Consider the following 20894-nt stretch of genomic DNA (forward strand, 5'->3'; position numbering starts at 1 on the left):
TCTGCCATTCGACGATCAGATTTGCTGTGATGCACAACGCTGCATTCCCACATCGATGTGGTAGGACAGCGGAGGCCATTTCGCGGCGCGTGTTAATCACGCTTCCAGATAGCAGCGCGTCGCGTTGCCGCTCGCGGCGCGCGCAGCAGGCAGTTCTACACCAAGGGGGCATCCATGAGCCAAGACACGGGCTTCCAGTACAGTAACGACGCCGTCCCGAGAGCATACGAGGAAGTAATGGTACCTCGGCTGTTCGAGCCGTGGGCGCTGCTGTTGCTTGATGAATGCCACCTCCGTCCAAGCGCGGTCGTTCTCGATGTCGCGACCGGCCCCGGAACGGTGGCACGGGTTGCAGCCAAACGGATCGGTCCGGGCGGCCGCGTTGTTGCGACAGACATTTCACGCCCGATGCTCGACGTGGCCAAATCGAAGTCGTCCTCGCCAGACTCCGCACCAATTACCTATATCGAATCAGCGGCTGCACCTTTGGGAGTTGAGAGCGCCACGTTCGATTTTGTGATCTGTCAACAGGGTATTCAGTTCTTCCCGGATCGATTAGCCGCGCTCAGCGAGATGCGCCGTGCGCTCAAGCCCGGGGGAAAACTAGCGATCGCCGCATGGTCCCATATCGAGGACAATGCCTTCTATGCGGCCCTCCATGCGGCGCTGCGCGAGAGTGTTCCCGGCGATTTGGCTGACCGTCTCCTGGCACCATTCAGTTGGCCTGATGCGCAAGTCCTCAAGAGTACGGTCGAGGCTGCGGGTTTTCATGAGATTCGTGTCATGAGCGCGAGCCTGCCATTGATTTTCGAGGGCGGGATCGCTCAGGTCGTCAGATCTCTCGCAGCAACTCCGCTCGCCCCATCCCTCGCTATATTGCCGGCAGAAACGCAATCCAGATTGAACGCCACGATCGGCGCACACCTTGCTCCATTCCTTGGGGACGGAAAGGTGAGCGCCAACATGATTTCGAATATTGCCATCGGACGCACGTAAAGCCGGGCGCAAGACAAATTCCGAAGGCGCGGCCGATCCTGACGTGCATGCACAAGTTTGCGCACACGGAGTTGCTGCGCTGCATGAGTCCGTAGTTGGCCCATAGCTGGCGGTCATTCGACCATCGGGGATGTCGGTTCGTCGGCGTAGAGCCGACATCAGTAGTCCGGTCTGCATTGGCCGCTTTTGACAACTATCGGAAGTCGGTGGGCCCAATCTGGCCGTCCACCGTTGGCAGGTACCGCAGCCAATCGCCGGATCGGATGCCTCGCGGGTCGATGCCCCGGTGCGAGGCGACGTAGTCGATCTCGCCGCGCGTGGTGCCGATATCCATCAGCTCCCTGTCGCTTAAATCGGACATGGTGGCGCGCAATTTTTGGCGTTTGCCGCGCTCCTGAAAGGCGTCGCAATATTTCCAGATGAAGCTGGAGAGATGCCGGGTCGATCCGAATGTCCGCCCTAGCCACGTTGTGCCGTGCGCCGCGCTCATTGCGGTGTCTCCATGGGACGGTGTCTTTCCACCGACACGAGGGTGCCGCGAGATCGGCGGGCACACTTGACTGGCCGCTTACATTTTCCTCACCGGCAGCTTATTCTTGCGATGTCCAGCGAGGCCAAAGTCCGGGCCTCATTCAAGGGGATTCGCCTCTTGCGCTATCTCTTCGAGGAGTACGCATTCGACACGGACCGGCGCGAGCTGCATCGCGGGGTAGACGTCGTTGCCATCGCACCACAGGTGTTCGATCTGCTCGATTACCTGATCCGCAACAGGGAACGCGTCGTCAGTAAAGACGACCTCATCAATGCCGTTTGGAATGGGCGTAGCGTTTCGGATGCAGCACTGACGACCCGGCTGAATGTGGCCCGAAGCGCAATCGGCGACTCCGGGGACGAGCAGCGCCTCGTCAAGACACTGCCGCGCAAGGGCTTCCGTTTCGTCGGACAGGTGCGGGAGGCGCCGGAAGCGGCGGGCCCAAATCCCGGTGAAGCTCTGGCCGAAAGCGCTCTTGCGCTTCCCGACAAGCCCTCCATCGCCGTGCTGCCATTCGAGAACATGAGCGGCGATCCCGAGCAGGAGTATTTTGCGGACGGGATGGTCGAGGAGATCATCACCGCGCTCTCCCGGTTCAAATGGCTGTTCGTGATCGCTCGTGCTTCCAGCTTTACGTTCAAAGGCAAAGTCGTCGATGTCAAGGAAGTCGGGCGCAAGCTGGGCGTGCGCTATGTCCTTGACGGGTCTGTGCGTAAGGCGTCGGGAAAGGTTCGCATCACCGGGCAGTTGATCGATGCAGTGACAGGTGCGCACATCTGGGCGGACAAGTTTGAGCGTGACCTGACCGACATTTTCGCTCTGCAGGACGAAGTTACGGTCGCCGTTGTCTCAGCGATTGAGCCAAAATTGCTTCAAACAGAAATTGCAATGGCGACGAAACGGCGACCGGAGAACCTCACCGCTTATGATTTCTCTCTCCGCGCGAGGCAGCAGTTTTACTTAACGACCCGAGAACGGGTGGCGGAGGCGATAAGGCTGGCTGATCGCGCCTTGGAGTTGGACCCTCGGTTCGGCTTTGTCGCTGCGCTGGCAGGTAACTGCCACATGCTCAACGTCGTTTTGGGCTACGCTATGGATCCTCAATTCGAGCGCAAGGAAGCTATTCGGCTTTGTCGCTTGGCATTGAGCATCGACGATAGTGATCCAGACACATTGGCAACGGCTGCCATAACCTCGGCGTTCATGGTCGGCGATAGTGAAAGTGAGATCGAAATGGCGGACCGGGCGGTCGCGCTCAACCCAAGTTCATTCGGCGCATGGAATAGCAGAGGACAAGTCTACAGAATTGCGGGGCTGTCGGAGGAAGCAGTCCGGAGCTTTGAACGCGCTATGCGTATGAGCCCAGTAGACCCGCGGCTGCACCTGATGTTTGCCGCGATGGGGACGGCGTTGATCGAGCTTGGTCGCTTTGACGAGGCCATCGCCGCAGGGAAGAAAGCCCTTCGTCGGGACCCCTTCTACTCACCAGCTCACCGCTGTCTCGCGTCCGCTTTCGCTCATCTCGGGCGTGATGCTAAGGCGCGTGAGGCGGCGGCGCGTGTCCTTGAGGTCGATCCCGCCTTTACAATATCCGCGTGGATCGCTCGGGGCGGCCTCTCAAATGCGAAGCTGTTGATCGAGGGTCTTCGGAAAACGGGCTTGCCTGAATAAACCCACACCGGTTCCGAACCGAAAGATCGTATACGAGGCGCAGTTTGCTGCAGCGCATTTGTCTGAAACTGGCCCAAGGCCGACGTGCCGCCATCTCGGTTTCAACGTCGCCTTTTAAGCGCAAAGCGGGCGCTACCAATTTGTGAACAACGCCCGAGCCAAGCGGACGCCGGTTCGCGTCAAGAATACGCGTCCGGCAAGTATCCGATCACGCCACCGACCGTTCCGGCGCCCGGCGCAACATCTTGGCGACGTCAGCCGCCGGCCGCGGCGGGCTGAACAGATAGCCCTGCGCCTGCGTGCAGCCTTCCTGCCGCAGCAGGTCGAACTGGGTATCGGTCTCGACGCCCTCCGCCGTGGTGACGATGCCGAGGCTCTTGCCGAGACCGGTGACCGCGCGCACGATCGCCATCGAGTCCTCGCGCGTCGCGAGATCCGTCACGAACGAACGGTCGATCTTGATCTTGTCGAACGGGAAGCTGCGCAGATAGCTCAGCGAGGAATAGCCGGTGCCGAAATCGTCGAGCGAGATGCGGACGCCGAAACCACGCAGCTCGTGCAGCACCGTGAGCGTCGCCTCGCTGTTCTGCAGCAGCACCGATTCGGTGATCTCGAGCTCGAGCCGATCCGGCGACAGGCCCGACGCGTCCAGCGCCGCCCTCACCGACGACACCAGGTTCGGATTCTTGAACTGCACCGGAGACAGGTTGACGGCAACCGCGATGTCCTCAGGCCACCGCACAGCCTCGACGCAAGCCTTGCGCAGCACGATCTCGCCGAGCGGGACGATCAGTCCGGTTTCCTCGGCGACAGGAATGAAATTGTTGGGCGCGATCAGCCCGCGCTGCGCATGATTCCAGCGTGCCAGCGCCTCGAAGGCGACCACCCGATCGCCCTCGACATCGCGGATCGGCTGGTAATAGACCTCGAACTCGTCGCGCTCGAGCGCGAGCCGCAGGTCACGCTCCAGCAGCCGGCGCGCCTGCGCGCGCGCATCCATCCCGGTCTCGAAGAACCGGTAGGTGCCGCGGCCGTCGGCCTTGGCGCGGTACAGTGCGAGATCGGCCTTTTGCAGCAGCTCGTCGGGATCCTTGCCGTCCTCGGGCGCGAGCGAGATACCGATGCTGACGCCGATCACGAGCTGATGGCCGGCGATCTCGTAGGGCGCGGCGATCCGCTCGACCACGCAACTCGCAAGCTGCGACACCACCGACGGCTCGCAATTGCTGCAGAACTGCACGATGGCGAACTCGTCGCCGCCAAGCCGCGCCACGGTGTCGTGCTCGGTGACGCATTCGCCGAGCCGCCGCGCGACTTCGCGCAGCAGCGCGTCGCCGATCGGATGCCCGAGCGTGTCGTTGATCTCCTTGAAATGGTCGAGATCGAGGCACAGCACCGCCAGCTGATCCGAGCGCTTGGCCAGTCGCGAGGCCTTCTCGAGCTGCTCGCGGAACAGCGTGCGGTTCGGCAGGTTGGTCAGCGCGTCATGCCGCGCCATGTGTGAAATCTGTTCCTGGGCCTGCTGCCATTCGGTGATGTCTTCGAAGGTCGCGACCCAGCCGCCGCCCTTCATCGGCTGGTCGACGACACGGATCGCGCGCTCGTTGCGGCTGACGATCCGCGTCGCGCCGTTGCCGGCCTTTGCCTCGGCGACGAGCGCATTGCAGAATTCCTCGGGATCGCCGTCCCACTCGCCGATGGAATGCAGGTCCTGCAAAACGTCGATCAGCAAACGCCCCTGCAGCGGCACCCGATTGCGCCCCATGATCTCGCTGTAGCGCTCGTTGAACAGCATGATGCGACCGTCGGCATCGAACATGCACAGGCCCTGCGACATGTTTTCCAGCGCGGTATCGAGCACCATCTTCTGCTTGTGAAGCTCGGTCTTGGCGCGGCGATCGAGGATGGAGGCGATCAGCGAGAGGCCGAGGATCGCAAAGGCCGCAACCGCGGTCATGAACGAGAGCACGCGCGGCGAGACGGTCAGTCCGTCGGGAACGATGGTCGGATCCGGCACCAGCGTCACCGCGCCCATCGCGGTGAAATGATGCGAGACGATCGCAACCGTCAGAAGACCGGTCGCCGCCGCAGTGGCGCCAAGACGTTCGCCGCGCGTGGCAACCACCAGCGCGAGCGCGCCGAACAGGCTTCCGAATGCGATCGAGGTCACGACGATGCCGGGCGACCAGACGATGCGGGCCGGCAATTCCAGCCCCAGCATGCCGGTGTAGTGCATCGCCGCGACACCGATGCCGACGATCGCGCCACCGGCGGCGACCGTCCACCAGCGTTCATCGAGCGCTGCGACGGCAAGGCCAACGGCCAGGATCGCAACCGCAAGCACCAGCGACAGCAGCGTGATCGGAATGTTGTATCCGGCCTCGATGCCGGGATCGTACGCCAGCATGGCGACGAAATGGGTGGCCCAGATACCGCAACCGCCGACGGCCGCATCGAGGCCGATCCAGATCTCGCGGGCGCGGCCCTGTGCGGCGCGGGCCCGGTGAAACAGGCTGATCGCCACGGCGCTGGCAAGCAGGCAGATCACCCCACCGAGGACGACCAACCGCCAGTCATGTTCCAAGGTGAGACAGGTGAGTACGCGATACATATAGGCCCCCGTTATGGACCCATAAGAACAAGCGTATTCGTGTACGAACGGTAACGCACCGCAGCAAGGTTCCACGCATGGTGAAGAAGCCTTGAATGAACGGAATACCGTCGGGGAAAACCGCAGTCCTCTCAATTCAGTCGTACCGCCGCGCGCCGATCCAGACCAGCGCGGCGGCGGCAAGCAAGACGCCGGCGGAGATCACGAGGGCCGCATGCAGGCCGGCCATGAAGGCCGCCGACCGGCCGACCATCGAGCCGAACAGCGCGACGCCGAGCACGCTGCCGGTCTGCCGGGTTGCATTCAGCACCCCGGCCGCGATCCCGGCATGCTGCGGCTCGGCACTGCCGAGCAGCGTCGAGGTCAAAGGCGGCACCAGGAGGCCGAGGCCGCCGCTGATCGCGACCAGTTGCAGGCAGATCGCGGTATAGGTCGTGCCGGGACCGATCAACAGCATCGCCAGGCATCCGGCGGCCGAGAGTGCGGCGCCCAATGCGATCGCCGCCGGCGCGCCGATCCGCTCCGCAACATGCGGCGCGATCAGGTTGGCGGGCAGCACGGCGCCGAGCATCGGCACGAATGCGAGGCCGGTTGCGAACGCGGATAGTCCGTTGACCTGCTGGAAGTACAGGCTGAGCACGAAGATCAGCCCGTAGAACGCGACGTTGACCAACAGGCCGACCATCGAGGTCAGTGCGAACATCCGCTGCCTGAACAGCGAGAGCGGCAGCATCGGCTGTGCCGCGCGGGCCTCGCGCCAGACGAACAGCACGGAGAAGACGGCGGCCAGCGCGAAGCCTGCGATCACGAACGGGCTGTCCCAGCCAAGCGCACCACCTTCGATCAGCGCGCCGGCCAGCGTGCCGAGCGCGGCGATCGCCGCAACTTGCCCGGGCAGATCGAGCCGGTGCTGCTGATGGCGGGTGGTCTCGCCGGCAAAGCGCCAGGCGAGCCAGAGCCCGGCGAGCCCGATCGGCAGATTGACCAGGAAGATCGCGCGCCAGCCAACCAGCGCGATCAGCGCGCCGCCGACGAACGGGCCGGCAGTCAAGGCAAGGCTGGCACCGGCGGCCCAGACGCCGACCGCGCGTCCGCGCGCAGTCTCGTCGGCATAGGCGTGGCGGAGCAGCGCGAGCGAGTTCGGCACCAGGATGGCCGCGGCCAGTCCCTGCACGCAGCGCGCGGTGATCAGCGTCACGGCATCAGGCGCGACGGCGCACGCGACCGATGCCGCGGTGAAGATCGCAAAGCCGGCCATGAAAATGCGCTTGGCGCCGATCCGGTCGCCGAGCGCGCCCGCGGTCAGGATGAAGGCGGCGAAGGCGATGGTGTAGGCGCTGACCACCCATTGCAGCTCGGCAACGCCGCCGCCGAGCGAGGCGCCGATCGCATTGAGCACCGTGTTGACGATGGTGACGTCGAGCTGCACGACGCCGTAACCGAGACTCATGGCAGCGAGCGTCAACGTCGCCGCAAGCCCGGCCGACGGTTGTTGGGACTCCGCGCGCTGGTCCGGCACGCGCCGAACGTTCAGGGATGTCTGTTGCATGGTCTTGACCTCGCTCTGCGCAACCAATGCGAGAGATAGGTCTTCGTTTCTCAATGATACTTCGCCGTCGATCGAACTATGGCATTGAGATGGCGGCCGGGGCGATGCGGCCGCAACGATGTTGCGCGGCGTTTTGCCTCAATAGACCTACGGACCGGCCTCCGGGCGCCTCATTCCGGCCCCAACCGCGGTTCACAGCCCGATCACGCAGATGCGCGTATCGACTTCACGCTTTGGTAAACGCCGCAGCCGGCCCCGACCTCCCCCATGCCGATGCATATCGTCTATTCGCTTCGCTCCCATGGTCCCCGCAACGGCGGCAAAATCGGCAAAAATGCCGATGAAATCTCCGTGAATGGCCGAACGACGGCGGAACACGCAGCGGTCCCGTCGCGGTGCGCGACATGGCCGCGACTCACATTCCGCAGAGCGAGAACATATGTAGCGAGTATGACAACAACGCTGGACAGGAGCCGAAGGTTGGCTTGTCAAGGGCTGCACAACGCATCGGTTTTGCCTTATGGGTCATCGCGTACGGTGCGTTTGCCCGTCACCCGTCGCCGTCCGTGACCGGGTCCCACTGAAATTGTCCCTGCCGGGAGGATGAATGCTTCGGCTGCTGACCACGCTCGGGCGTGGCTTCAAGGAAAGGATCGGCTGGAAACGGCTCGGGATCGCTGCGAGCGTGCTCATCATCGTGTTCGCGATCACGACGCTGGTCCACACCCTGAAGGGCGTCGATACCGGGATCATCCTGACCGCGCTGACCGACATCGCGCCGGACCGGATCGCGCTCGCGGCGCTCTGCGTGGTCGGAGCGTTCTGCACCCTGACCTTCTATGACTTCTTCGCGCTGCGCACGATCGGCAAGAACCACGTCCCCTACCGCATCGCAGCGCTATCGAGCTTCACCAGCTACACGATCGGCCACAATATCGGCGCCACGGTCTTTACGGGGGGCGCGATCCGCTTCCGGATCTATTCCGATTACGGCCTCTCCGCGATCGACGTCGCCAAGATCTGCTTTCTCTCGGGCCTGACCTTCTGGCTCGGCAATCTGTTCGTGCTCGGCTTCGGCATGGCCTGGCACCCCGCCGCGGCGTCGGCGATGGACCTGCTGCCGCCGGCGATGAACCGGCTGATCGCGCTCGGCTGCCTTGCCGGCATCGGCGCCTATTTCGTCTGGCTGCTGACCGGCGAGAAGCGCCGCGAGCTCGGCCAGAACGGCTGGAAGGTGGTGCTGCCCTCGGCCAAGCTGACGCTGCTGCAGATCATCATCGGCGTGGTCGATCTCGGCTTCTGCGCGCTTGCGATGTATCTGTTGATGCCGACCGAGCCGCATATCGATTTCGTCTCGCTGGCGGTGGTGTTCATCCTGGCGACGCTGCTCGGCTTTGCGAGCCACGCCCCCGGCTCGATCGGCGTGTTCGATGCCGCGATGCTGGTGGCGCTGCCGGAGTTCAGCAAGGAACAGCTGCTGGCGACGCTGGTCGTGTTCCGGATCCTTTATTTCCTGATCCCGTTCGGAATCTCGATCTCGATCATGGGCATGCGCGAGCTGTGGCTGAACGTGGTGCGGCCATGGCAGGAACGAAAAAGATTAAGCCAAGCCTGCACGGCTTCGGCGACCGTGCGGCAACCGATCGAAAGCCGGCAGCAGCAGATCAGGCGGCTGAGACGGTAACAGCGACGTTATCAGCCCCTCGCCCCGGTTTCTTCGATCCCGGATTTTTGATCCCTGCAGTCGCTTCTCTTATTTTCGCCGTACCACTCGCGTCAAACCGCGCCATGATTGGCTTTTTGGTTCGTTTTTGGTTTCGCGTGGCGGTCGCAAGCGTGCTGCTCGGCAGCGCGCTTGCGGCGGTATTGGCCTCGGCCGCGGAGGCGCAGGATACCCAGCTCTCGATCTCCTGGGAGGTCCGCAACCGCTTCCGCCTGTTCCGCGAGGAACGCGACTTCCGCCTGCATGTCGAAAGCGGGCTCGGCCGCAGCGTATTGGCCTCGGAACAGGCACTGGAACTGCAAAGCGACGGCCGCGGCTGGGCCCGCAACACGATCAACCGGCTCTGTATCGACCTGCAGGGCCGCGTCAGCGAGCCCTGCACCCGCGACAACGTCAAGGAAAGCTATCTGACGCCGATCGATCATCCGATCACCGTGCGGCTCACCGGCCCGGTTCCGGTCGGTGCGACCTGCGCCTGGTCGTTCGACGACGGCGATGGGCCGCAATCCCAAACCTTCGATTGCGCCGAGCCGGTCAATCTGCGGGTCCGCTACGGCCGCACCACGGTCGCAACCGTCGATGTCGCCAGCGGCTCGGACGCCAACCAGCGCGTGACGACGCAGATTGCGGTGCGCGACCTCTTGATCGCCGGGCTCGGCGACAGCATAGCGTCCGGCGAGGGCAATCCCGATCGCGCGATTGCACTCTCCGACGATGGATTCTGTTTCCGCTCCTATCTCGGCGGAGCGCAATATTACCGGCCGAGCCGCGCCGGCTTCAAAGGCGGGCGCGCCTGCGAAGCGCCGGACACCCTGGCGAACTGGCAGCGCCACAGCGCGCTGTGGCTCAACTCGGCCTGCCATCGCTCGCTGTACAGCTACCAGACCCGCACCGCGCTTGCGCTCGCCGTGCAATATCCGCACATCGCGGTGACCTATCTGCCGCTGGCCTGCACCGGCGCCACCATCGCCGACGGGCTGCTCGGCTCACAGCAGGCGCGCGAATGTCTGCCGACCAAAACCGCGAGCAGCTGCTCGGGCACCGTCAACGGCCAGATCGCTGAGTTGCGCACAGCACTCGCAGCCGCCAAGCGCCGGCAGCCCGACCGCGCGCTCGATCTCGTGCTGCTGTCGATCGGTGCCAACGACATCTACTTCTCCGGCCTCGTCGCCAACGTGATCGTCGACACGCCGACCGAACGCACGCTGTTCAGCCAGGGCGGCTCGATGGCCAGCGTCGACGACGCGCGTTCGGCGCTGGCGCGCGACCTGCCGGCTGATTTCGCCAAGCTGCGCGATGCGCTGAAGCCGCTGCTCGGCGGCGACCTGTCGCGCGTGATCTATACGGCCTATGCCAATCCGGCGCTGGCCAACGGCGGCGCGCCCTGCCCCGGCGGCCGCGCCGGCTTCGAGATCCATCCCTCGTTCAACGCCGATCCGAAGCGGCTCGCCTCGGTCACGAGCTTCGTGCAGAACGAGTTCCTGCCGCAGCTCAAGGCGATCGCGCAGTGCCAGTCCGGCATCATCTGCCGCAATCCGCAGGCCGACCGCATGACCTTCGTCGATGCGCATCAGGACGCGTTTGCAAGCCACGGCTTCTGCGCGCGCGCCTCGACCGATCCGGAGTTCGACCGCGACTGCTTCGCCGCCAACGGCGACAGCTTCGTCTCCGACATCGTCGCCGCGGCAAGCCAGCCGCTGAAATGCGGCCGCAGCGCCGGCGAATACCGCGCCTATCTGCCGCGCGCGCGCTGGATCCGCGACGCCAATGACAGCTATTTCGCGGCGATGACCTACCCGCAGGGCCTGCCGTCCTCGATGCAGCCGACAGACATCCACGACGCGACATGGGGCATCCTGTCGGCGGTGTATGGCGGTGCGGTGCATCCCAGCGCTGAAGGTCATGCGGCGATGGCCGATGCGGCCGTGCCTGCAGCCGCCACCGTGCTGCAATTGAACACCACAGTGCCCGAAGTGCTTTCCGAACCGGTCGCGCCGTTGCCGACGGCACCGGAGCAGCGCTGAACGCTCGCGCCCTGCGAGCGCGAACGTAATCCTGGATCGGAGCGCGAAAAGCCCTAGTGCCGCTTCGTCGCGGGCATGGGCGCAGGCGGCGGTTTCACCGCTGCGGCCTGCGCCGGCAGATATTTGGCGACGATCGCCGGATCGAGTTGCGCCAGCGCGGCGTCGGGCAGCCGGGTCCAGACCTCGTCCTTGCCGAACAGCGAGATGCCGAGGTAGCCGCGCATGGTCAGCGTCTGCCCGTCGGCGCTCAGCGTCATCTTGGCCTTGTAGACCTTGCCGTTGCGCGGATCGAGCACGTTGCCGCCTTCATAGGCGAGCCCGTTACGCTTCATGTCGCGGATCAGCGGAATGCCGAGCCACGGCATGTCCTTGCGATCGTCGGTGCATTTCGAGCAGACCGGATTGGGCGGGTCGCCGGGCGCCGAAAACATCTTGGCGATCATGCCCTCATAAAGGCCGTTGCGCTCGACCACCAGGAACCAGCCCTCGGTCTTGCCGTCCTCGACCTTCTGCCAAAGGCCAGCCGCCGACAGCTCGGCCGCGGACGCCGCAAGCGGAGCAGCGAGCGCAAAGGCCGCGGCGAGCGCCAAGATCAGCCGAAGTCTGGATCGCGTGTTCCGCATCATCAATCACCTGATCAATCGACAAACTCGACTACGCGCAGACTACGGCCATTTGACGGAGCGTTCCAGTACCCGCGCCGCGCGGGAAATGGCCCATGCCCCTGGCATTGGTCGCTGCTGGAGCGGAATCAGTTCACGCCAAGCTTCTTCTGCAGACTTGATGACGAGGTTGTGTACTGGAACACCAGCCGCTTGTCCGGATACACGTAGCGGTGCGCCTTCTGCGCCATCAGCGCGCCCTCGTGGAAGCCCGAGAGAATGAGCTTCAGCTTGCCCGGATAGGTGTTGACGTCGCCGATCGCGAAGATGCCTGAAACGTTGGTCTCGAACGCCGCGGTATCGACCGGCACCAGATTGTTCTCGAGCGCAACGCCCCAGTTCGCGACCGGACCGAGCTTCATGGTGAGCCCGAAGAACGGCAGCATCGTATCGCAGGCGATCGTCGACATCGCATTGTCGTTGCCCTTCAAGGCGGCGCCCGAGAGCTGACCGCCAGCGCCTTCGAGCCCGGTGACCTGGCCGATCCTGAGATCCATCTTGCCGTCGGCAACCAGCGTACGCATCTGCTCGACGCTGTGCGGCGCGGCGCGGAAATCGTCGCGCCGGTGCAGCAGCGTGATGCGCTTGGCGATCGGATGCAGATTGAGCGTCCAGTCGAGCGCGGAGTCGCCTCCGCCGACGATCAGGATGTTCTTGTCGCGGAATTGCTCCATCTTGCGCACGGCATAGAACACCGAGGTGCCCTCATAGGCTTCGATGCCCGGCACCGGCGGACGCTTCGGCTGGAACGAACCGCCGCCCGCGGAGATCACCACCACCTTGGCTTCGAATTCCTTGCCGGCATCGGTCTTCACGCGGAACAAGGGATCGCCGATCTTCTCGATGCTCTCCACCATCTCGTTGAGATGGAAGGTCGGGTTGAACGGCTTGATCTGCTCCAGCAGCTGATCGGTGAGCCCCTGGCCGGTGACGAAGGGAATGCCGGGAATGTCATAGATCGGCTTCTCCGGATAAAGCTCGGCGCACTGCCCGCCGATCTTGTCGAGGATGTCGACCAGATGCACCTTCATGTCGAGCAGGCCCAGTTCGAACACGGCGAACAGTCCGCAGGGGCCCGCGCCAATAATCAGCACATCGGTCTTGATCGCTTCGCTCATGTCCGCTTCTTTTCAGTTGAGGTCGACTGGACGGCTTTTCGCCTGTCCAGCCAAGTGGGCCGGATCGTGACATGCATAATAGGGACAGCGGCTGGCGCGGCAACCCCTTGCCGAGCCTGCGCAACTCGGCTGTATGGGCAGGAAACCGACGGAGATCCCCCTCGTGAATGCCCCTGTCCGCGCCGACGATGCACTGCGCCTGGAAGACTTTCCCTATCGGCTGTCCGACAATGTGCGCTTTGCCGATCTCGACCCGAACGGGCACGTCAACAACGCCGTCTATGCGAGCTACTTTGAAACCGGCCGCGTCACGCTGGTGAAGGACCGTAGCATGGGGCTGATGCCGGCCGGGCTCGGCTGGATCATGGTGCGTCTCGACATCCATTTCCGCGCCGAGCTGCACTGGCCGGGCCAGATCGAGCTCGGGCTCGGTCTCGTCAAGTTCGGGCGCACATCGACCACCTTCGATCAGGTGGTGTTTTCGCAGGGGAGATGCGTTGCGTCGGCGAAGGCGGTCACCGTGATGATCGATGAGGCCACGCGCAGGCCGACGCCGCTGCCGGCGGAGGTCAAAGAGAACTTCCGCCGCTGGGTCCGTCGCGGTGTGAACCCCGACGGCGAGTAACAGGCCTCAGGCCTGCCGTTCCGGCGTCGACACGACCAGGCCGTCGAGTTCGTCGGTCACCTTGATCTGGCAGGACAGCCGCGAGTTCGGGCGCACGTCGAAGCCGAAATCCAGCATGTCCTCTTCCATCGGCGACGGTGCGCCGACCTTCTCGCGCCACGCTTCATCGACATAGACATGGCAGGTCGCACAGGCGCAGGCGCCGCCGCATTCGGCTTCAATGCCGGGAATGGCGTTGCGGATCGCGCCTTCCATCACCGTCGCGCCGTTCTCGATCTCAACTGTGCGTTTCTCGCCGCTATGGTCGATAAAGTGGATTTTGGCCATGATTGCTCGTGCTGCCGGAATGCGCCGGACGATGGATGGAAAGGTCCCGGGCAGTCGTATAACGGGTCGATCCGCACAGCGCCAGCGCAGAGACCGAAAACCTGCCGCCCGCCCGGGCGGCGTCGCTGGCCGCTGCGGCAGGACCCGGAGTTGGGGGAGGCCTAGGACCGGCCCAGAATCAGCTCGATCGCGGTGCGCGCCTCGCCAATCGCGGCCCCGAGCGCAGCAAGCGGCTGGGCGGGATCGAAACCGCCGGCCAGCGCGGTTTCCAGGTTGGCGGCCTCCTCGGCGACGCCGAAGGCGCCGATCGCCCGCGCTGATCCCTTCAGGGTGTGGGCATGGGTGGCCGCCTCGGGCGGCAGGGCAGCCAGTTCGCCAAGGATCCGGGCCGACTGGGTCGAGAACATCGCCAGCACTTCCCGCTCCAGCCCCGGATCGCCCAGCGTCATCCGCCTGAGGTGATCGACGTCGATCGGCCCGTCGCCGGGCGCGAGCGGCGGCGATTGGGTCCATTCAACGCGTTCGAGATGAAGCGGCATGGCCTGTCCCTGTCGTTCCCACCGGGCCTTCACCGGCGGACCATCGGCGAGCCAATCACGAAACTGGTTAACGAATTGTTGTCGGGATGATCGGCAAAACCGCCTGATTCTGGACAATTTCCGGACACAATCGACCCTCTGCGGCGGGAATTTCGAGTACCCGTAAGGCCTTATGGCGCAAAGCTGTTAACGATGATTAAGAAAGTATTAATCGCAAGCATTTCATTCGCATCACTCTCCCCATAGGATGTTTGCGGATGTAGCGGACAAGCCGCCGAGGGGGCGCTTGCGCTCCGCTTGTGGGCACCGGCTTCGAGCTTGCGTGGGGACGATCGCAGGCTCGCCGACGCGTAAAATAGTGAGAGGGCTCAGACTGAACATGGCGAACACTCCCAAGAAGGTCAAAGATCCCACCGAAGTCGCGCTTTCTGCCATCCAGGAAGCCCTCAACATCAGCGAACAGGGCGCCGAAAATCGCAGCTCCCTCAACGAAGGCGCGGCGCCGCCCAGCCTGCCGCCATCGGCTTCGGATTTTTCCGCCACATCGTTCGATCAGCGTCCGAATACCGACCGTTCGGCCTTCGAGCCGATCGAAGAACCGCGTGCCCCTCGCCGCGCCGCCAATGATGATCGCGAGACCATCGGCCAGATGCTGCAGACGCTGCAGGGAGGGCGCGCCCGCAACGCCTTCACGCTGTTCTTCGTCTGCTCCGGCGCCTGGCTGCTCGGCGGCGTGATCCTCACCATCGCGTTCTGGCCGGCGCTGCAGGCGTCGATGGCCCAGGGCACCGGCGTCCTGGTGCTCGCCGGCCTCGCCGCGCTGTTCGCCGTTCCGATTCTGCTGTTCTACTATCTCGCCAGCCTCGCCGCGCACGGCCAGCGCATGCAGATGATCGCGCAATCGATGGCGCAGGTCGCAATGCGATTCTCCGAGCCGGAAAACGCCGCCGCCGATTCCATGGTGACGGTCGGCCAGGCGATCCGACGCGAGGTCGCGGCGATGGGCGATGGCGTCGAACGCGCGATCGCGCGCGCCGGCGAACTCGAGACCCTCGTCGCCAACGAGGTCGCGGCGCTCGAACGCGCATATTCCGACAATGAAGTGCGCATCCGCGCGCTGCTGCAGGACATCGCCCATCAGCGCGACAATCTGGTCGGCCAGGCCGAGCAGGTGCGCAGCGCGATCTCCGGCGTGCAGATCGACCTGCGCCACGACATCGCGCTGATTTCCGACGCGATCGCCTCGCGCGTCGACGAGGTCGCCAAGAGCATCACCGGCGCGCTGGAAGAGCGCGGCCAGCACATCACGACCGCGCTGAGCCATGCCGGCGACAACATGATCCTCGCGCTCGGCGAGCGCGGCGGCGACCTGCTCGACCGCCTCGAGGAAGCCAGCGCCGAGACCACGCGCGCGGTGATGGACGCCTCCGAGCGGCTCACCACCAGCCTCAACTTCAAGACCGGCCATGTCCATGACGAGTTCGTCGATCTGGCCGACCGCGTCCACGAGATGCTGAACGAGCGCATCGACCGCATCACCGGCGAGTTCGAGCAGCGTTCGTCTGCGATCGTCGACGGCATCTCCGACCGTACCGAGGAGGTCCACGACTCCCTGAAGAACTCCGCGGACTCGCTGCTGCTCGAGCTCGAGCTGCGCAGCAACGACCTCGTCAGCAAGATCGACGACGCCGGCAACCGCCTCGCCGGCCAGATCATGACGTCCGGCGACCGCGCGAGCGAGGCGCTCGACGTCACCGTCAATTCGCTGGTCGCCAAGGTAGTGGGCCAGACCGAGACCGCGCACGACTCGCTGTCGCTGCAGATGAGCGCGTTCGACGACCTGGTGAAGAACCACGGCAGCGAGCTCGCCGAGAAATTCGCCCGCGACTCCGGCACGCTCGGCGCGCTGATCACCCGCCACATCTCGGAATTCGACCGCACGGTGAAGACCTTCGGCGGCGACATCGTCGAGCGCATGGGCCAGCGGACCCAGGACATCGCCGACAGCCTGAAGACCTATGTCGACACCTTCGACAATCGCGTCACCACCAATGGCGGCGAGATCACGGCCTCGCTCGACCAGCGCCTGCTGCAGTTCGAGACCACGCTCGGCAGCCGCGTCACCAATCTCGACGCCTCGCTGACCGACAAGTTGTCGTCGTTCGACAGTTCGCTCGCCACCAGGATCGGCTCGTTCGACGGCCGCCTGCAGTCGCTGGATGATGCGATCGACGGCCGCATGAAGACGATCGAGGTCACCTTCGAGAGCCGCGCCAAGTCGGTCACCGACACCATCGACGGCCATCTCGGCACGCTCGCGACGCAGCTGACCGAAGGCGCCACCCAGGCGATCCACTCGATCGACTCGCGCCTCGGCCTGCTCACCACGACCCTGACCGAGGGCACCGTGCAGGCGATCGCCGCGATCGACCACCGTATCAACGGCGTCGCCGAGACCATCGACGGCCACAGCATCCGCCTTGTCGATACCATCAATGGCCACAGCACCCGCCTCGCCGACACCATCAACGGCCACAACAGCCGCCTCGTCGAGACCATCAGCGGCCACAGCTCGAACCTGACCGACACCATCTCGGCGCGCTTCGCCGACATCCAGCAGGGCATCGAGAGCCGCGTCGGCGTCATCGCCGGTGACATCGACACCCGCGTCGCGCAGTTCGAGGACCTGCTCGGCTCGCGCGTCGAGGCCGTCGCCGGCCGCATCGAGAGCAGCGGCCGCCAGGCCAGCGAGGACCTGATGTCCCGCGCCGAGCTGCTGTCGTCGAGCATCAAGTCCCATGTCGAGGACGCCGAGCGCTCGCTAACCAATCTCGTGGTCAACACCAGCGAAACCATCCAGACCGGCGCGCGCACCGCGCAGCAGGCGCTGCTCACCGTGTCCGCCGATGTCGGCAACCAGCTCAAGCTGAGCTCGGCCGAGGTCGAGGGCGTACTGACCGCCGTCGGCACCAGCGCCGCCAACTCGATCCTCACCAGTGCCCGCGATGCGCAAGTCTCCCTGGTGTCCGCCTCCGGCGACGTCGCCTCGCAGATCAAGGCGCTGTCCGAGGACGTCGAGCGCACGCTGCAGGCGGCCGGCAGCGCCACCGCAGCCTCCGTGCTGTCGGGCGCCCGCGACGCGCAGACCACGCTGGTCAGCGCCTCGGTCGAGGCCGCAAGCCAGGTCAAGTCGCTGGCCGCCGATGTCGAGGCATCCCTGTCGATGTCCGGCTCCGCTGCCGCCGAAGCGATCATGGCCGGTGCGCGCGAGGCCCAGACCACGCTGATCTCGACCTCGACCGACGTCACCGGCCAGGTCAAGTCGCTCGCCAGCGACGTCGAGCGCTCGCTGTCGATGGCCGGTTCCGCAACCGCGGAAGCTGTCGTCGCGTCCGCCCGCGAGGCCCAGAGCACGCTGGCCGGCGCATCCACCGAAGCCGCCAACATCGTCCGCGCGCTTGCGGCCGACATGCAGCACTCGCTCTCGACCGCCGGCACCGCCACCGCGGAATCCATCGTCGCCTCCGCCCGCGAGGCGCAGAGCACGCTGGCCAGTGCGTCGACCGACGCCACCAACCTGGTCCGCACGCTGTCGGCCGACATCGAGCGTTCGCTGTCGACCGCCGGCACCGCCACCGCAGAATCCATCGTCGCCTCCGCCCGCGAGGCCCAGAGCACGCTGGCCGGCGCATCCACCGATGCCGCCAATTTGGTCAAGACACTGTCGGCCGACATCGAGCGCTCGCTGTCGATGGCCGGCTCCGCCACCGCCGAAGCCGTCGTCGCCTCCGCCCGCGAAGCCCAGAGCACGCTGGCCGGTGCATCCACCGAGGCCGCCGATCTGGTCCGCACGCTGGCGGCCGACATGGAGCGCTCGCTGTCGATGGCCGGCTCGGCCACCGCGGAATCGATCACGTCGGGTGCGCGTGAAGCGCAGAGCACGCTGGTCAATGCGTCGACCGACGCTGCGACCAAGGTGTCGGCACTTGCCGCCGACATCCAGCGCGCGCTGTCGATGGCCGGTTCCGGCACCGTCGAGTTGCTGACGGCCGGCGCCCGCGAGGCGCAAAACACCCTCGTCACCGCGTCGACGGATGCAGCCAACCACGTCAAGTCGCTGGCTGCCGATGTCGAGCGCACCCTGACGTCGGTCGGCACCAACACCGCCCAGTCGATCCTCGGCAGTGCCCGCGATGCCCAGAACTCGTTCGTCGCAACGTCGAGCGAGGCCGCAACCCAGATCCGCGCGATCTCGGTCGAGATCGAGCGCTCGCTGACCACGGCCAGCGCCGAGACCGCGCAGACCATCCTGGGCAGCGCCCGCGAAGCCCAGAGCTCGTTTGCGGCGACCTCCGCCGATGCCGCCGCGCAGATCCGCACGCTCTCGACCGATATCGAGCGCGCGCTGGGTTCGGTCACGGCCAAGACCACCGACAACATCCAGACCTCTGCGCAGAACGCACAGGCCGCACTGATCACCATGTCCAACGAGGTCTCGACCAAGGTCAAGACGACCTCCGCCGACATCGAGCGTTCGGTGCTGTCCGCCACCAGCGCGTTCGGCTCGGCGATGACCGGCAAGACCGACGAGATCGTCACCTATGTGCAGCAACAGGCTGAGCGTCTGTCGCAGATGGTCGATGGCCGCCGCGGCTCGCTGGTCGAGGCGCTGACCGCCAAGACCACGCAGCTGTCGGCCGACATGGATCGCGCCACGGCAGACGCGCTGAAGGCGATCGAAACCCGCGGCCTCGCCTTCTCGCAGTCGATGGCGGCGCATGGCGGCGATGTCGCGCGCAACATCACCTCGGCCGGCGATCAGGCGACCGGCGCGGTGGCGAAGTCGCTCAAGGAGCTCGAGCACGCCTCGCGCGCGGCGATCGACCAGTCGCGCCAGGTCTCGATCTCGGCGGTCACCGAGATGCAGGAGACCAGCAAGATCCTGCGCACCGATACGGTGGCGCTGTTCGAGCGGCTACGCGAGGGCAACATCCTGCTGCAGGAGGTGTTGACCGGCGCCCACGACAACCTCAACTCGCTGGAGCGCGCGCTGGTGACCCGCGTGGCCGACTTCGTGTCCGCCATGAACGACGTCACCTCGCGCAACGGCGTGGCGACCCAGACGCTGGAAGACCAGCTCACGGTGTTCAACAGCAAGACCGGCAAGGCGCTGGAAGATCTCGGCGCGCTGTCGAGCCAGTTCGAGACCCATGGCAAGGCGCTGATCGAGGCGGCTGCCGTGGTCGAGCAGGCCAACCGCTCGACGACGGCCTCTGTCAGCGAGCGTAAGGAGGCGCTGGAAGCGCTGGTCACCACCATCGACCTGCGCACCACCGATCTCGACCAGCGGCTGTCGCGCTTCACCGGGCTGCTCGATGAATCGCTCGGCGCGGCAGAGGAACGCGCCCGCGACATCGCGCGCGTGGTAGCGGAGACCGCAGGCGCCGGCTCGGCTGCGATCAGCAGGCAGTTCGAGGCGGTACGCCAGGCGGCCGAGAACGAGCGTCAGCAGACCGTCGACGCGATGAACGAGCTCTACCAGCAGAGCAACGCCGAGACCGATGCGATGTTCAAGGAATCGACGGAGAAGTTCTCCGCGATGGTCACGGCGATGAAGCAGATGGCGAGCGAGATGCACAGCGAGCTCGAGGCCACCCGCAACGAGCTGCGCCGCGGCGTGCTCGAGATGCCGCAGGAGGCTGCCGAAAACACCGCGCAGATGCGCAAGGTGATCGTCGACCAGATCGAGGCGCTGGCCGAGCTGAACCGTATCGTCGCCCATCACGGCCGCGGGCTCGACGTGGTCTCGACCAACCGCGCCAGCGTCCGCCACGAGGAGCCGGTGATGGCTGCTGCCGCCGGCGGCCGTGCCGACGTGCGGATGCGGGACAGCGTGCGCGACAACGGCAACAGCGCTTCGACGCTGCCGCCGCCTGATCTCGGCATGGCGAGCTCGCGCCGCACCGAGGCCCCGTCGGTCAGCCCGGCCGGCCCCAACAACAACGGCGACGGCTGGCTGTCCGACCTGCTCAACCGCAGCGACGCGCCGCCGCCTGCCCCGCAGGGCCGCGATGCCCAGCAGCGGCCGCGTCCGCAGCAGCAGCCGGCCGCCAATCCGCTGGAGTCGCTGTCGCTCGACATCGGCCGGCTGATGGACCGCACGCTTGCGGCCGAGATGTGGGATCGCTACCAGCGCGGCGAGAACAAGGCGTTCTCCAAGCGCCTCTATACGCCGGCGGGCCAGAAGGCCTTCGACGAGGTGGCCCGCAAGTATCGCGCCGACCGCGGCTTCAAGCAGACGGTCGACCGCTACATCGCGGAGTTCGAGCGCCTGCTCGACGAAGTCGCCCGCGAAGGTCGCGGCCAGCAGGAGCTGGCTGGCCACCTGACCTCGGAGACCGGGCTGGTCTACACCCTGCTCGCGCACGCCGCAGGACGGCTGGGGTAAGCTTGCGAACAGCGAATAGCGAATGGAAACGGAGGCCGAAGGGCCTCCGTTTTTGTTTTGGGCACGATT

13 protein-coding genes are annotated in these 20894 nt (G+C 65.3%); 6 read left to right on the plus strand and 7 right to left on the minus strand.

Going from position 1 to position 20894, the window contains the following annotated elements:
- The first annotated feature begins 174 nt into the window (after positions 1-174).
- Complete coding sequence (locus tag QDT69_RS05585; protein ID WP_279705621.1) at positions 175-996, plus strand: class I SAM-dependent methyltransferase; 822 nt, start codon at positions 175-177, stop codon at positions 994-996.
- A gap of 193 nt (positions 997-1189) precedes the next feature.
- On the opposite strand, the gene QDT69_RS05590 is transcribed toward QDT69_RS05585, so the two are convergent.
- Entirely contained in the window at positions 1190-1486 is a 297-nt protein-coding gene (locus QDT69_RS05590) for a DUF1127 domain-containing protein (protein ID WP_279705622.1), read from the minus strand.
- Positions 1487-1645: 159 nt separating this feature from the next.
- Between QDT69_RS05590 and QDT69_RS05595 the strand changes: the two genes are divergently transcribed.
- On the plus strand, positions 1646-3199 hold the full coding sequence (locus tag QDT69_RS05595) for a winged helix-turn-helix domain-containing tetratricopeptide repeat protein (RefSeq protein WP_279705623.1): 1554 nt from the start codon (positions 1646-1648) through the stop codon (positions 3197-3199).
- A 208-nt stretch (positions 3200-3407) separates the two neighbouring features.
- Here the strand turns inward: QDT69_RS05595 and QDT69_RS05600 are convergent, their stop codons facing one another.
- Positions 3408-5810, minus strand: coding sequence for an EAL domain-containing protein (locus tag QDT69_RS05600; protein WP_279705624.1), 2403 nt, complete (start codon positions 5808-5810; stop codon positions 3408-3410).
- 136 nt (positions 5811-5946) lie between these two features.
- Positions 5947-7359, minus strand: coding sequence for an MFS transporter (locus QDT69_RS05605; protein WP_279705625.1), 1413 nt, complete (start codon positions 7357-7359; stop codon positions 5947-5949).
- A 607-nt stretch (positions 7360-7966) separates the two neighbouring features.
- Here QDT69_RS05605 and QDT69_RS05610 point away from each other — a divergent pair.
- Together QDT69_RS05610 and QDT69_RS05615 are read left to right on the plus strand one after the other, a co-directional pair.
- Positions 7967-9043, plus strand: coding sequence for a YbhN family protein (locus QDT69_RS05610; protein WP_279705626.1), 1077 nt, complete (start codon positions 7967-7969; stop codon positions 9041-9043).
- A gap of 104 nt (positions 9044-9147) precedes the next feature.
- On the plus strand, positions 9148-11106 hold the full coding sequence (locus tag QDT69_RS05615; RefSeq protein WP_279705627.1) for a hypothetical protein: 1959 nt from the start codon (positions 9148-9150) through the stop codon (positions 11104-11106).
- A 53-nt stretch (positions 11107-11159) separates the two neighbouring features.
- Here the strand turns inward: QDT69_RS05615 and QDT69_RS05620 are convergent, their stop codons facing one another.
- Together QDT69_RS05620 and QDT69_RS05625 are read right to left on the minus strand one after the other, a co-directional pair.
- The gene (locus QDT69_RS05620) at positions 11160-11729 is read right to left on the minus strand and encodes a DUF2147 domain-containing protein (RefSeq protein WP_279705628.1); all 570 of its coding nucleotides are present in this window, start codon (positions 11727-11729) and stop codon (positions 11160-11162) included.
- A gap of 128 nt (positions 11730-11857) precedes the next feature.
- On the minus strand, positions 11858-12886 hold the full coding sequence (locus tag QDT69_RS05625) for an NAD(P)/FAD-dependent oxidoreductase (RefSeq protein WP_279705629.1): 1029 nt from the start codon (positions 12884-12886) through the stop codon (positions 11858-11860).
- A 163-nt stretch (positions 12887-13049) separates the two neighbouring features.
- Here QDT69_RS05625 and QDT69_RS05630 point away from each other — a divergent pair, with 163 nt between their 5' ends.
- On the plus strand, positions 13050-13511 hold the full coding sequence (locus tag QDT69_RS05630; RefSeq protein ID WP_146987899.1) for a thioesterase family protein: 462 nt from the start codon (positions 13050-13052) through the stop codon (positions 13509-13511).
- Between the two features lie 6 nt (positions 13512-13517).
- Here QDT69_RS05630 and QDT69_RS05635 read toward each other — a convergent pair whose 3' ends face one another.
- Together QDT69_RS05635 and QDT69_RS05640 are read right to left on the minus strand one after the other, a co-directional pair.
- A complete protein-coding gene (locus QDT69_RS05635) occupies positions 13518-13838 on the minus strand; it encodes a 2Fe-2S iron-sulfur cluster-binding protein (RefSeq protein WP_050424119.1) in 321 nt (106 codons plus the stop codon).
- A gap of 161 nt (positions 13839-13999) precedes the next feature.
- Positions 14000-14377 carry an Hpt domain-containing protein gene (locus tag QDT69_RS05640; RefSeq protein ID WP_279705630.1) on the minus strand — a complete coding sequence of 126 codons (378 nt, stop codon included), beginning with the start codon at positions 14375-14377 and terminating at the stop codon, positions 14000-14002.
- A 379-nt stretch (positions 14378-14756) separates the two neighbouring features.
- Between QDT69_RS05640 and QDT69_RS05645 the strand changes: the two genes are divergently transcribed.
- Positions 14757-20825 carry a negative regulator of septation ring formation gene (locus QDT69_RS05645; protein WP_279705631.1) on the plus strand — a complete coding sequence of 2023 codons (6069 nt, stop codon included), beginning with the start codon at positions 14757-14759 and terminating at the stop codon, positions 20823-20825.
- The last annotated feature ends 69 nt before the right edge of the window (positions 20826-20894 follow it).

Origin of the sequence: Bradyrhizobium sp. CER78, assembly GCF_029846235.1 — a bacterium.
Lineage (GTDB): Bacteria > Pseudomonadota > Alphaproteobacteria > Rhizobiales > Xanthobacteraceae > Bradyrhizobium.

Bases quoted from the DNA above. Each gene is read 5' to 3' on its own strand.
- QDT69_RS05585 (WP_279705621.1), top strand. From the start codon at position 175: ATGAGCCAAGACACGGGCTTCCAGTACAGTAACGACGCCGTCCCGAGA.
- QDT69_RS05610 (WP_279705626.1), top strand. From the start codon at position 7,967: ATGCTTCGGCTGCTGACCACGCTCGGGCGTGGCTTCAAGGAAAGGATC.
- QDT69_RS05635 (WP_050424119.1), bottom strand. From the start codon at position 13,838: ATGGCCAAAATCCACTTTATCGACCATAGCGGCGAGAAACGCACAGTT.
- QDT69_RS05625 (WP_279705629.1), bottom strand. From the start codon at position 12,886: ATGAGCGAAGCGATCAAGACCGATGTGCTGATTATTGGCGCGGGCCCC.
- QDT69_RS05605 (WP_279705625.1), bottom strand. From the start codon at position 7,359: ATGCAACAGACATCCCTGAACGTTCGGCGCGTGCCGGACCAGCGCGCG.
- QDT69_RS05615 (WP_279705627.1), top strand. From the start codon at position 9,148: ATGATTGGCTTTTTGGTTCGTTTTTGGTTTCGCGTGGCGGTCGCAAGC.
- QDT69_RS05590 (WP_279705622.1), bottom strand. From the start codon at position 1,486: ATGAGCGCGGCGCACGGCACAACGTGGCTAGGGCGGACATTCGGATCG.
- QDT69_RS05600 (WP_279705624.1), bottom strand. From the start codon at position 5,810: ATGTATCGCGTACTCACCTGTCTCACCTTGGAACATGACTGGCGGTTG.
- QDT69_RS05645 (WP_279705631.1), top strand. From the start codon at position 14,757: ATGGCGAACACTCCCAAGAAGGTCAAAGATCCCACCGAAGTCGCGCTT.
- QDT69_RS05640 (WP_279705630.1), bottom strand. From the start codon at position 14,377: ATGCCGCTTCATCTCGAACGCGTTGAATGGACCCAATCGCCGCCGCTC.
- QDT69_RS05620 (WP_279705628.1), bottom strand. From the start codon at position 11,729: ATGCGGAACACGCGATCCAGACTTCGGCTGATCTTGGCGCTCGCCGCG.